At 48.1% G+C, this 13,556-nt stretch carries 6 protein-coding genes, 1 tRNA gene and 3 rRNA genes; 9 read left to right on the forward strand and 1 reads right to left on the reverse strand.

The features are described 5' to 3' along the window. Positions 1 to 60 precede the first annotated feature (60 nt). Positions 61 to 2,079: an NAD-dependent DNA ligase LigA gene (gene ligA, locus ACR1R9_RS30640; protein ID WP_072733557.1), complete on the forward strand. Its 2,019-nt coding sequence runs from the start codon at positions 61 to 63 to the stop codon at positions 2,077 to 2,079. A gap of 149 nt (positions 2,080 to 2,228) precedes the next feature. On the opposite strand, the gene ACR1R9_RS30645 is transcribed toward ligA, so the two are convergent. Beyond that, positions 2,229 to 3,581, reverse strand: a complete 1,353-nt coding sequence (locus tag ACR1R9_RS30645) for a molybdopterin-dependent oxidoreductase (protein WP_433921968.1) — start codon at positions 3,579 to 3,581, stop codon at positions 2,229 to 2,231. Positions 3,582 to 4,280: 699 nt separating this feature from the next. Here ACR1R9_RS30645 and ACR1R9_RS30650 point away from each other — a divergent pair. From ACR1R9_RS30650 to ACR1R9_RS30685, 8 genes are all read left to right on the forward strand, one after another. Then, positions 4,281 to 5,832, forward strand: a 16S ribosomal RNA gene (locus tag ACR1R9_RS30650). Positions 5,833 to 5,935: 103 nt separating this feature from the next. Further along, a tRNA-Ala gene (locus tag ACR1R9_RS30655) sits at positions 5,936 to 6,011 on the forward strand. 189 nt (positions 6,012 to 6,200) lie between these two features. Then, positions 6,201 to 9,125, forward strand: a 23S ribosomal RNA gene (locus tag ACR1R9_RS30660). Between the two features lie 143 nt (positions 9,126 to 9,268). After that, positions 9,269 to 9,385: ribosomal RNA gene (rrf, locus tag ACR1R9_RS30665) — 5S ribosomal RNA — on the forward strand. Together the 16S, 23S and 5S rRNA genes with 1 tRNA gene alongside form the textbook arrangement of a ribosomal RNA operon. A 230-nt stretch (positions 9,386 to 9,615) precedes the next feature. Then, complete coding sequence (locus ACR1R9_RS30670) at positions 9,616 to 10,791, forward strand: GNAT family N-acetyltransferase (RefSeq protein ID WP_433921967.1); 1,176 nt, start codon at positions 9,616 to 9,618, stop codon at positions 10,789 to 10,791. A gap of 472 nt (positions 10,792 to 11,263) precedes the next feature. Continuing rightward, positions 11,264 to 11,725: a CtsR family transcriptional regulator gene (locus tag ACR1R9_RS30675; RefSeq protein WP_024633618.1), complete on the forward strand. Its 462-nt coding sequence runs from the start codon at positions 11,264 to 11,266 to the stop codon at positions 11,723 to 11,725. A 30-nt stretch (positions 11,726 to 11,755) separates the two neighbouring features. Further along, the gene (locus ACR1R9_RS30680) at positions 11,756 to 12,280 is read left to right on the forward strand and encodes a UvrB/UvrC motif-containing protein (RefSeq protein ID WP_076292148.1); all 525 of its coding nucleotides are present in this window, start codon (positions 11,756 to 11,758) and stop codon (positions 12,278 to 12,280) included. 28 nt (positions 12,281 to 12,308) lie between these two features. Continuing rightward, positions 12,309 to 13,379 (forward strand): protein arginine kinase, encoded by a 1,071-nt coding sequence (locus ACR1R9_RS30685; protein ID WP_053779232.1) that lies wholly within the window; start codon positions 12,309 to 12,311, stop codon positions 13,377 to 13,379. Positions 13,380 to 13,556: the final 177 nt, after the last annotated feature.

Genomic DNA, 13,556 nt, shown 5'->3' on the forward strand with positions numbered 1-13,556 from the left:
GCTTGCTCTAACGTTCGTTCTACATAGATCCAAATTATAATAACGGAGGGATGGCCCTGTATGGACCCGATGCACCGGATGGAGCAACTCGTTACCGAGCTGAACCAGCATAATTATCAGTACTACACGATGGATCAGCCGCAGATCAGTGATAAGGAGTATGATCTTCTGTACGATGAACTGGTTACGCTGGAACAGGAGAGTGGCATGGTTTTGCCTGATTCTCCGACACAGCGTGTGGGTGGTGAACTGCTCAAAGGGTTTACACCTCATCGCCATTTATCCTCATTGTGGAGCTTGGACAAAGCCCAGAATATAGAGCAGCTGCGAAACTGGAATACTCGTGTGCTCAAGCTGGTCAATGACTTCAACACCAAAAATCCAGACAATCCGTTGCCCGAACCTGGCTATGTGATTGAACTGAAGTTTGACGGTTTGACCCTGAATCTAACGTACACAAACGGTGAGTTGGTTCAAGCCTCTACGCGTGGAAACGGGACCGTAGGCGAGGGCATTTTGGCTCAGGTTAGAACGATTAAGTCGGTTCCCCTCAAAATCCCTTATACAGGCGGCACCATTGAAGTCCAGGGTGAAGGCATCATGAACCTGTCTGTATTGAATCGTTATAATGAAACAGCAGCAGAGCCGCTCAAAAATGCCCGGAATGCCGCAGCAGGAGCACTGCGCAACCTGAACCCGAAGACTACCGCAGAGCGGCGGTTGAACGCGTATTTCTATAATGTAGGTTATTCGGATGATATTCAGTTTGCCAACCATCAGGAGATGATGGATTTTCTCCGTGAGAATCGATTCAAAGTCAATCCATCCATTACATATTTCCATGAGTTTGATGATGTGATGGAGCAATTGGCTGCGATACAAGAAAGTCGTGGTCAACTGGACTACCTGATCGATGGAGCTGTTATTAAAATCACAGACATGCGCACCCGTGAGGCATTGGGTTATACGGATAAATTCCCTCGTTGGGCGGTAGCGTACAAATTCGAGGCGGAAGAGACCACAACCGTTCTGAACTCTGTAGTCTGGAATGTGGGTCGTACCGGCAAAGTAACTCCACTTGCTCGAGTTGAACCGGTTGAGCTAGCTGGGGTAACGGTACAGAACTGCACGTTGAATAACGTAGGTGACATTGAGCGGAAAAATCTGAAGTTTGCCTTGGGTACACGTGTCTTTATCCGTCGTTCCAATGATGTTATTCCTGAGATACTGGGTAAAGTGACTGAAGAGAGTGACGGCGAGGAAATCGTGTTCCCTGAGCAATGTCCGGCATGTGGATTCCCGCTGGAACAGCGTGGAGCGCATTTATTCTGTAACAACAAGCTGGCGTGCAAACCGCAGACGGTGGCCCGGATTTCTCATTTTGCTTCCCGTGATGCTATGGACATTGAGACATTCAGCGAGAAAACGGCGATTCAGCTGTACGATGAATTGAACGTGCGTGAGCCTGCTGACCTGTATACATTGCAATTCGATGATTTGGTGAAGCTGGAGCGGTTTGGTGAAAAGAAAGCGAACAACCTTATTGCTGCACTGGAGCAGAGCAAGGATCGTGACCTCGCTTCGTTCCTATATTCACTGGGTATTCCGAATACAGGTAAATCGACTACACGTATGCTGGCTGATCATTACCGCGACCTGCATGCCATTATGAATGCAACGGCAGAGGAACTCGTTGAACTACCTGATGTAGGTGGTATTGTAGCTGAGAGCATTGTGACTTTCTTTGCAGACCCGTTTACAAAGGCAGCTATCGAGAAGATGCTGAATTTAGGCGTGAAAGCTCAGGCGCCTGAGGCACCAGCAGCGATTGTGGAAGATTCCTTCTTCAGTGGCAAAACGGTCGTGCTGACCGGAACGCTGCATCAACTTACGCGGGAAGAGGCAACGCAACGACTCGAAGCACTTGGAGCGAAGGTAACGGGCAGTGTCTCCAAAAAGACAGACCTCGTTATTGCCGGAGAGAAGGCAGGTTCTAAACTGACCAAAGCTCATGATCTCGGCATTCCTACTATTGAGGATGAGGATGAACTTGTACGTCTATTGAATCAAGAGGGATAGATTCTGAATGTGAGTAGGCTTTGATTAAATCGCAGCGTATCTCGAATAAGTAATAGATAACTTAAAGACCCCTGTACCACGCATAAGTGGAACGGGGGTCTTTGGTTTGCACATTTATTTAAACTCAACTATATCGGCAGTAACTCCAATCAGGAACGCGCCTGAGAAGCACCAGTAAGCCATGCATCCTTGTCGTATCCTCGTTCCTCCCAGTAGCCGATATGTTCGCTGTCGATCAGTTCAATACGATTCAGCCACTTGACGGACTTATAGGCATACATCTGGGGAATGACCAATCGTACCGGACCGCCCAGATCTGCTGGAATCGGTTTCCCATCATGCATGACAGCTACCATTATATCCTCCATCTGTGCCTGATCGATCGTTATCGCATCTGTATATACACCGTCTCCTGAGTAGAACTTGACGCTGTGTGCTTCGGGTTTTACTCCGGCTTGGGTCAATAGTTGCTTAAGAGATATGCCTTCCCAGGTGTTCTTATAAACAGACCAGCCTGTTACGCAGTGGAAGTCACTGACCTGAACGGTACGAGCAAGCTTCACAAATTGCTCCCAGTTCCATACCTGTGCGCGTTCAACAAGCCCATCAATCCGGAATGACCAGTTTGCATTGGAAAAGGAAGGTATCGGTGTTACTGTGTATACGCGAAAATGACCTTCGGCCCCGCCTCCGATGGGAGGGGAGGAAGCTGGTAGTGCTTGGGGTAAGGGCACCATGCGATTGGGATCGTTCTCCAGCATGCTATCAATACTGTTGTCTAGTTTGAGGTTTCGTCCAACCCATGATATAAAAGTAGGCCCCAAAGTCACAGCTAGCCCCACTCCTACAGCAGACCGAATAAATGCCCGCCGTGTATATACGGGTTGAGGTTTCTCTGTTTGATGGAGAGGACTCTCCTTTATGGTACGTATAGATTCGGTAGAAACGACCGCTGCTGGCGTCGTATTTTCATTAGGAGCATCAGTTGGATTCACTATACTTCTACCCTCTGCTACAACTGTCGTTGCTTTTACTGCACGGCGTGCGGGGTCTTTTAACCATCTCGTTCGCGTGATGGAGTGGTAGATAATATAAGGCAGGCCAACCCAAGTCAGCAAATCATGTACAAGAAGCGCGGCATTCGACCATCTCGGCCCAGCGAGCTTGAACTGCCATAACACAACTCCTGACAACAGCCACCCTACCAGCAGTGCAAGAACAACGATTGTATTTGCTCTCTGCCAAGGCCGATTACGAATTTGTTTCCAGTGCTTTCCGGCCAAAAGTAAGTAATATACCACAGGCGCCAGCATAGCTATCCCGACGACAATATGTAGCCACTTTAACCATACACGTCCGATCCCGAGTAACTCACGCCAGAAACCACCGACCAACATAAGGCCTGATACCGCGAGGATGACAACAATCCAGGCATTCCAGGCATGAATGGAAACGAGCTTTTTACCATAACCCTTTCGAATGTTCTTCAGCCATTGCTTCATATGCGTTCACCCCATATAGGTTATTCATCAGAGCATCTTCGATATAAATGAAGCCGATTGTGATTAGAGAGCGGGTTCTGAATTTAGTATTATTGAGTATTGTGTCAGCGCCTCCTTGTACGGGAGTATCCTATTCATTCCTTATTCTATATTATATATACCTTATTATAGAGCGTTTGGATCACTTGCATCAAAAGTGTAGGGGATGACAGTTCTTATATAAAAGTATCTTCTAAATGGTTATCTATTACTATTTGTTCAAAAGTAGATGCGCCCATCTGTTTTAGTAAATAGAATTCATTTATTCAGTAACCCGAAGTATCTGTATGTAAATAGAGTGATCCTGCTGCATTCATATAATCTGTCGATTGATGTAGTTGAGAGTCTCCTTAGTTAGAGGGATTGTGGATTATAAAGTATTTATATAAAGCTTATTAAAAAGTGCTTGCTAAATAAATTAGATCATGATATATTATTTCTTGTCGCCTCAAGCGAATGATTGTCGAAACGCTTTGAACGCTGACGAAAAAAAGAGTTGACAGTTAGTTAGTCAACATGATAAGATGAAATTCCTGTCCGGTTGACAAGCAATAACACAAACGGACAACAAGTTCCTTGAAAACTGAACAAATGGATAGTAACTTTTGATTCATAATGAATCGTCAGTTTCAAAATGAGCTTATCGCTCTTTTCAATACTTTATTGGAGAGTTTGATCCTGGCTCAGGACGAACGCTGGCGGCATGCCTAATACATGCAAGTCGAGCGGACTTGATGAGAAGCTTGCTTCTCTGATGGTTAGCGGCGGACGGGTGAGTAACACGTAGGCAACCTGCCCTCAAGTTTGGGACAACTACCGGAAACGGTAGCTAATACCGAATAGTTGTTTTCTTCTCCTGAAGAGAACTGGAAAGATGGAGCAATCTGTCACTTGGGGATGGGCCTGCGGCGCATTAGCTAGTTGGTGGGGTAACGGCTCACCAAGGCGACGATGCGTAGCCGACCTGAGAGGGTGATCGGCCACACTGGGACTGAGACACGGCCCAGACTCCTACGGGAGGCAGCAGTAGGGAATCTTCCGCAATGGGCGAAAGCCTGACGGAGCAATGCCGCGTGAGTGATGAAGGTTTTCGGATCGTAAAGCTCTGTTGCCAGGGAAGAACGCTTGGGAGAGTAACTGCTCTCAAGGTGACGGTACCTGAGAAGAAAGCCCCGGCTAACTACGTGCCAGCAGCCGCGGTAATACGTAGGGGGCAAGCGTTGTCCGGAATTATTGGGCGTAAAGCGCGCGCAGGCGGTCATTTAAGTCTGGTGTTTAATCCCGGGGCTCAACCCCGGATCGCACTGGAAACTGGGTGACTTGAGTGCAGAAGAGGAGAGTGGAATTCCACGTGTAGCGGTGAAATGCGTAGATATGTGGAGGAACACCAGTGGCGAAGGCGACTCTCTGGGCTGTAACTGACGCTGAGGCGCGAAAGCGTGGGGAGCAAACAGGATTAGATACCCTGGTAGTCCACGCCGTAAACGATGAGTGCTAGGTGTTAGGGGTTTCGATACCCTTGGTGCCGAAGTTAACACATTAAGCACTCCGCCTGGGGAGTACGGTCGCAAGACTGAAACTCAAAGGAATTGACGGGGACCCGCACAAGCAGTGGAGTATGTGGTTTAATTCGAAGCAACGCGAAGAACCTTACCAGGTCTTGACATCCCTCTGACCGGTACAGAGATGTACCTTTCCTTCGGGACAGAGGAGACAGGTGGTGCATGGTTGTCGTCAGCTCGTGTCGTGAGATGTTGGGTTAAGTCCCGCAACGAGCGCAACCCTTGATCTTAGTTGCCAGCACTTCGGGTGGGCACTCTAAGGTGACTGCCGGTGACAAACCGGAGGAAGGTGGGGATGACGTCAAATCATCATGCCCCTTATGACCTGGGCTACACACGTACTACAATGGCCGGTACAACGGGCTGTGAAGCCGCGAGGTGGAACGAATCCTAAAAAGCCGGTCTCAGTTCGGATTGCAGGCTGCAACTCGCCTGCATGAAGTCGGAATTGCTAGTAATCGCGGATCAGCATGCCGCGGTGAATACGTTCCCGGGTCTTGTACACACCGCCCGTCACACCACGAGAGTTTATAACACCCGAAGTCGGTGGGGTAACCGCAAGGAGCCAGCCGCCGAAGGTGGGATAGATGATTGGGGTGAAGTCGTAACAAGGTAGCCGTATCGGAAGGTGCGGCTGGATCACCTCCTTTCTATGGAGAATCGTTTCCTGTAACGGAAACATTCAAATCGCAGACTAGATCTGCAACAGCAACACAGTTACATATCCATTTGTTCAGTTTTGATGGAATTTGAGGGGCCATAGCTCAGCTGGGAGAGCGCCTGCCTTGCAAGCAGGAGGTCAGCGGTTCGATCCCGCTTGGCTCCACCAAAGAATTTCGTCTATTTAGCTTGTTCTTTGAAAACTAGATATCGAAACGAAAATTGCGAATTAGAACATTCCTTTTAGGGATGAATGCTTGTTCGGTTCAAGTAACCGAAACAACAATCATTCTAGCTGAACTTGTGTAAGCAAGTGAAGTGTTTATAAGGTAGATTGCATTTGCTCCTTGGAGCAATTGGTTAAGCTACTAAGAGCACACGGAGGATGCCTAGGCGCTAGGAGCCGATGAAGGACGTGGCGAACAACGAAACTGCCTCGGGGAGCTGTAAGCAAGCTTTGATCCGGGGGTGTCCGAATGGGGAAACCCAGCTGGGGTAATTTCCAGTTACTCATAACTGAATACATAGGTTATGTAGAGGCATACCAGGGGAACTGAAACATCTAAGTACCTTGAGGAAGAGAAAACAATAGTGATTCCGTCAGTAGCGGCGAGCGAACGCGGAGAAGCCCAAACCAGAGAGCTTGCTCTTTGGGGTTGTGGGACATCTCACATGGAGTTACAAAGGAACCGGTTAAACGAAGAGGTCTGGAAAGGCCCGCCAAAGAAGGTAAAAGCCCTGTACTTGAAAGTTGGTTCTCTCCGAGATGTATCCCGAGTAGTGCGGGGCACGTGAAACCCCGTATGAATCCGGCAGGACCATCTGCCAAGGCTAAATACTTCCTAGCGACCGATAGTGAAGCAGTACCGTGAGGGAAAGGTGAAAAGCACCCCGGAAGGGGAGTGAAATAGAACCTGAAACCGTGTGCTTACAAAAAGTCAGAGCCCGTTTTAGGGGTGATGGCGTGCCTTTTGTAGAATGAACCGGCGAGTTACGTTCCCGTGCAAGGTTAAGGTGAAGAGCCGGAGCCGCAGCGAAAGCGAGTCTGAATAGGGCGACATAGTACGTGGACGTAGACCCGAAACCGGGTGATCTACCCCTGTCCAGGGTGAAGGTGCGGTAACACGCACTGGAGGCCCGAACCCACGCACGTTGAAAAGTGCGGGGATGAGGTGGGGGTAGCGGAGAAATTCCAATCGAACTCGGAGATAGCTGGTTCTCCCCGAAATAGCTTTAGGGCTAGCCTCGGAAAACAGAGTCGTGGAGGTAGAGCACTGATTGGGTGCGGGGCCCGCAAGGGTTACCAAGCTCAGTCAAACTCCGAATGCCATAGACTTACTTCCGGGAGTCAGACAGTGAGTGCTAAGATCCATTGTCAAAAGGGAAACAGCCCAGACCATCAGCTAAGGTCCCCAAGTGTGTGTTAAGTGGGAAAGGATGTGGAGTTGCACAGACAACCAGGATGTTGGCTTAGAAGCAGCCACCATTGAAAGAGTGCGTAATAGCTCACTGGTCGAGTGACTCTGCGCCGAAAATGTAACGGGGCTAAACACACCACCGAAGCTATGGCTTGATCTTATGATCAGGGGTAGGGGAGCGTTGTATAAGGGTTGAAGGTGTACCGTAAGGAGCGCTGGACATTATACAAGTGAGAATGCCGGTATGAGTAACGAAAAGATCAGTGAGAATCTGATCCGCCGAAAGCCTAAGGGTTCCTGAGGAAGGCTCGTCCGCTCAGGGTAAGTCGGGACCTAAGGCGAGGCCGAAAGGCGTAGTCGAAGGACAACAGGTCGAAATTCCTGTACCACCGTAAGCCGTTATGAGCAATGGGGGGACGCAGCAGGGTAGTGACGCGGACTGATGGATGTCCGTCTAAGCAGTGAGGCTGATGTGTAGGCAAATCCGCACATCGTAAGGCTGGGCTGTGATGGGGAGCGAAAATTATAGTAGCGAAGGTCATGATCTCACACTGCCAAGAAAAGCCTCTAGCCAGGTGATGGTGCCCGTACCGCAAACCGACACAGGTAGGCGAGAAGAGAATTCTAAGGCGCGCGGAAGAACTCTCGTTAAGGAACTCGGCAAAATGACCCCGTAACTTCGGGAGAAGGGGTGCCCCGGTAGTGTGAATAGCACGAGGGGGCCGCAGTGAAAAGGCCCAAGCGACTGTTTAGCAAAAACACAGGTCTGTGCGAAGCCGTAAGGCGAAGTATACGGGCTGACGCCTGCCCGGTGCTGGAAGGTTAAGGGGAGCGGTTAGGAGCAATCCGAAGCTGTGAACCGAAGCCCCAGTAAACGGCGGCCGTAACTATAACGGTCCTAAGGTAGCGAAATTCCTTGTCAGGTAAATTCTGACCCGCACGAATGGCGTAACGACTTGGGCGCTGTCTCAACGAGAGATCCGGTGAAATTTTAATACCTGTGAAGATGCAGGTTACCCGCGACAAGACGGAAAGACCCCATGGAGCTTTACTGCAGCTTGATATTGAATTTGGGTACGATCTGTACAGGATAGGTGGGAGCCTTTGAAGCATGAGCGCCAGCTTGTGTGGAGGCACCGTTGGGATACCACCCTGATCGTATCTAGGTTCTAACCTGGTACCGTAATCCGGTGCGGGGACAGTGTCAGGTGGGCAGTTTGACTGGGGCGGTCGCCTCCTAAAGAGTAACGGAGGCGCCCAAAGGTTCCCTCAGAATGGTTGGAAATCATTCGAAGAGTGCAAAGGCATAAGGGAGCTTGACTGCGAGACCTACAAGTCGAGCAGGGACGAAAGTCGGGCTTAGTGATCCGGTGGTACCGCATGGAAGGGCCATCGCTCAACGGATAAAAGCTACCCTGGGGATAACAGGCTTATCTCCCCCAAGAGTCCACATCGACGGGGAGGTTTGGCACCTCGATGTCGGCTCATCGCATCCTGGGGCTGAAGTAGGTCCCAAGGGTTGGGCTGTTCGCCCATTAAAGCGGTACGCGAGCTGGGTTCAGAACGTCGTGAGACAGTTCGGTCCCTATCTGTCGTGGGCGTAGGAAATTTGAGAGGAGCTGTCCTTAGTACGAGAGGACCGGGATGGACGTACCGCTGGTGTACCAGTTGTTCCGCCAGGAGCACCGCTGGGTAGCTATGTACGGAAGGGATAAGCGCTGAAAGCATCTAAGCGTGAAGCCCCCCTCAAGATGAGATTTCCCAGTATGTAAGACCCCTTGAAGACGACGAGGTAGATAGGCTGGGGGTGGAAGTGCAGTAATGCATGGAGCTGACCAGTACTAATCGGTCGAGGGCTTATCCAATATGCAAGTTGTAAATCGCACATTTCGTTTCGGATCTAGTTTTCAGAGAATAAACTCTGAAATGAAAATCGGTACATCACGGAATGTGTGTATGATTTTCAGTTCTACAATGATTTCAAGAAGCTATGCTTCGACAAATCGCGTTTGGTGGCGATGGCGGAGGGGTTCCACACGTACCCATCCCGAACACGACCGTTAAGCCCTCTAGCGCCGATGGTACTTGGACCGCAGGGTCCTGGGAGAGTAGGACGCCGCCAAGCGAAGAACCACTGCCGATGTTATTCGGTGGTGGTTTTTATTTGCGTTTTTTACTATAGATCACAGGTGGAACAATTATAATACACGAAAAAAATATTCCCGAGAGATGCCAGCGCATCTCTTGTTTGACTTTGTCCCGTTCCTCTGACACACTCATAAATGGATACATACATCACGTATCAGGCCAAGATTTGAAAGATATCATAACTTAGAGAACGGGGTGCAGGACGATATGGAAATTCAGAAATTAACCGTTGATGATTTTGAGCCAGCGATGGCACTCTCCGAGTATGCTTTTCAAGTGGTAATGAGTGAAGAACAAACGGAGAAGCGACGGAGTCAATTTGATTCTCAGGATATATGGGGTGTATTTGAGGAAGGACAATTGGGTGCCAAACTTCACATTATTCCTTTTCAAACCTATATTCATGGGAGATCGTTCGAGATGGGCGGTATTGCGGGAGTAGCGACATGGCCTGAATATAGACGTAAAGGCTGGGTAGCTGGACTGTTGAAGCATGCGCTAGAGGAAATGAACCGTAAGAAACAAAGTATATCGTTTTTGCATCCGTTCTCTTTTGCGTTTTATCGGAGATATGGATGGGAGACGTATGTTGAGTTTAAACGATATAAAGTGTGTACAGCTCATCTACCTGCGAAAAAGGCAACCCCTGGAACAATTCGACGTGGCGATCCGGGACTCAGCATATTAAAGGAAGTATACAGTGCGTATGCTGAGCGCTATAACGGAACTTTGATCCGGGATGATGCGAGATGGGAGAACTCAGTTCTCACTAATGGAGCCAGCCAGAAGGCTGTATATTATGATGAAGCTGGTAAAGCACAAGGCTATGTTTTATATGAGGTTAAGGAAAGAAAGTTTACCATTAGAGAGATCATTTACTTGAATGAAGAGGCAAGACAAGGTTTATGGACCTTTATTGCGAACCATGATTCCATGATTGAGGAAGTAACTTTACAGGCACCAGCCAGTGATATGCTTGCTTTTCAATTAGACAATCCGCGGATTCAGCAGGAAGTTATACCATTCTTCATGGCTCGTATTGTGAGTGTAGAACAATTTATTTCACAGTATCCTTTTGCGAGCCCAGACTCACCAGTACAGATTAATCTCCAGGTAGAGGATGCACATGCACCATGGAATGAAGGGGTATGGCAGTTGAATGTGGCGATGAACGGTACAGCTTCGATTTGGAAAACATCTGAGCCGGCTGCTAAAGATCAAACTGTTAAAGTAGACATCCAGGCGCTTACCGCAATACTGATGGGGTATCGCAGGCCCGCAGAGATGGCTCAAATAGGTAGAATTGAAGGACCAAATGGAGCGATTAAGGCTCTGGAACAAGCGATTCCTAAACGGGAAACGTATTTACTTGATTTTTTCTGATCCTCATAGAGTAACGAATATTCTAGGATCAATTTTGTAGATTTAACTTGTATAGCATTACGTTGCTAGTGTGAGACAAATGGACTTCTCCAGCTATTTTGGAGAGGTTTTTTTGTGTCAGCCGAATATTTCGTGTAAAATCGTAAAAAATGAATAGTGCTCCCTCTTGGCAAAACCACAAAATATGCTATAATGTATATAAAGTCAAAGAAAGTCAAAGTCAACTAAAGGTTAAATACTTACGTAGCTTTCTTTCTGCAATCCGGTGGTGGGAGCCATTTTAAAGGTAGTGCACATCAGCGGATAAAAGCAATATTAAAGGACCTTCGAGCGTCCTTCGCTCTCCCGTTAAAGACCGTTGAAGATCAGTTTCGCTGTTTCCTTGATTGGTTAAATGGGTTGAGAAGGTGTACTCTGTAGGGGCGTGTGGGTCCTTATTGACTTAACGTTTCAGACAGTGGAGGATGAGTGGATGCGTAATATCTCTGATATTATCGAACAATATCTGAAGAGTATTTTGCATGAAAGTCCCGAAGGAATGGTCGAAATTCAACGTAATGATCTGGCTGACCAATTTTCATGTGTGCCTTCCCAGATCAATTATGTCATCAGCACCCGATTTACACTCGAAAAAGGTTACCTTGTAGAGAGTAAACGTGGCGGCGGCGGTTATGTTCGCATACAGCGGATTGAATTGCCGGCTCACTCGGCTCTGCATAACCATTTGCACCATAGTATTGGAGATGAGATCGGGCAGACAGCTGCCGAAGGTCTGATCTACCAACTGGAAGAAGCACGTTTCTTAAGCAAAAGGGAAGCCGGGTTGATGCGGGCAGCTGTATCGAGAGAGATTATATTGGTCAAACTTCCTTACCGGGATCAAATTCGTGCCAGAATGTTAAAGGCGATGTTAATATCTTTGCTCGGTAAATGAAAACTATCGGGATCAAGGGGGTACATCATTGTGCTGTGCCAAGAATGCAACAAACGTCCGGCAACACTCCATTTCACGAAAATCGTGAACGGAGAGAAAACGGAATTCCATATTTGTGAGTCATGCGCTCGTGAAAAAGGGGAAATGATTCCGGGAACATCCAACGGATTTTCCATTCATAACTTATTGTCCGGGTTGCTTGATTTTGAGCCTACAGGCAAAAATGGCAGTGCAGGAGCAACACCTGCGCAATCCCTTCGTTGTGAAGAATGCGGGATGACCTATTCACAGTTTAGCAAAATTGGCCGCTTTGGCTGTAGCTCATGTTATAAATATTTTGACAGTCGTTTGGATCCGCTATTCAAACGGGTTCATGGTAGCACTTCCCACGTGGGTAAAGTGCCTGCACGAGCTGGTGGTCGCATCAAGGTGAAACGACAGATTGCTGATCTGAAACGGGATCTTCAGGAGAGCATAACGCAAGAGGAGTTTGAAGAAGCTGCTCAAATTCGTGATCAGATCAGGGAACTTGAAAAAGAAATAGCTCAGGAGTAAAGTTTGTGATGAGTAGGAGGGATGCGTAATGCCTAATCTTCGTTTTACAGAGAAGGCGCTCAGCGACTGGATGCGCAGTGATGCGGCTGATTCCGAAATCGTCATTAGCAGCCGGGTCCGGATCGCACGCAACCTGCAGCATTATCCGTTTCCGATGCTGGCTTCCAATGAGCAATCGGAAGAAGTGCTGAATAAGCTGAGCGAAGTACTTCAATACGATGACGTTCATGCCTTTGGAGATTTTCATACCTTGGATCTGATTGATATCGATGACCTTGACAAACGGGTGCTGGTAGAGAAACATCTGATCAGTCCTAGTCTTGCCAACGAATCCAGAAATGGTGCGGTTATTCTCAGTGAGGATGAATCTGTCAGTATTATGATTAATGAAGAGGATCATCTTCGTATCCAGTGCCTCTATCCGGGGTTCCAGGTGAAAGAAGCCTGGGAGAAAGCTTCCGCCATAGATGATGCTTTTGAAGCGCATGTGGATTATGCTTTTGATGACCGCAGAGGATATTTAACCAGCTGTCCTACGAATGTAGGTACAGGTGTAAGAGCATCTGTCATGATGCATTTGCCCGCTCTGGTGATGACACAGCAGATTGGCCGCATTTTAACGGCAGTCTCCCAAGTCGGACTGACTGTACGGGGAATTTACGGTGAAGGCAGTGAGGCGATGGGTAACCTGTTCCAGATCTCGAACCAGATCACACTGGGGCAGACGGAACAAGAAGTCATTGATAACCTGCATAGTGTTGTGTTACAGATGATTGGGCATGAGCGTACTGCTAGAGAACGGTTAATTACCGACTCTAGGCTGCGAATTACCGACAGGGTTATGCGTTCATACGGCATTCTGTCCCATGCAGCCATCGTCGATTCGAAGGAAGCTGCACAGCGTCTGTCTGATGTTCGACTTGGCGTAGATCTCGGCTTGTTGGACGGCTTGTCCATAACCGTGATGAACGAGTTGAATGTGATGACGCAGCCGGGCTTTTTGCAAAAAACATTTGGGGAAGACATGCGGACAGATGAGCGTGACATATATCGGGCTCAGTTGATCCGTGATACGATCAGTGCAGCCAATCAATCTTAGGTTGATCAAGAGTTGTTTATAAAGGTTTCACGTCGCATCTGCGGCTTTTATATAATAGAGCATTTCTATAAATGAATGCTGAATGATTTTATTCGCAGCATGGCTGCAAACAAAAATGATATGAAGAATACGGTGGGATCCTTTTAACAGCCCCCGTTTTATCCAAAACCATGGAGG

It is taken from the genome of Paenibacillus taichungensis, from assembly GCF_050994985.1.
In the GTDB taxonomy this organism is placed as follows: Bacteria; Bacillota; Bacilli; order Paenibacillales; family Paenibacillaceae; genus Paenibacillus; species Paenibacillus taichungensis.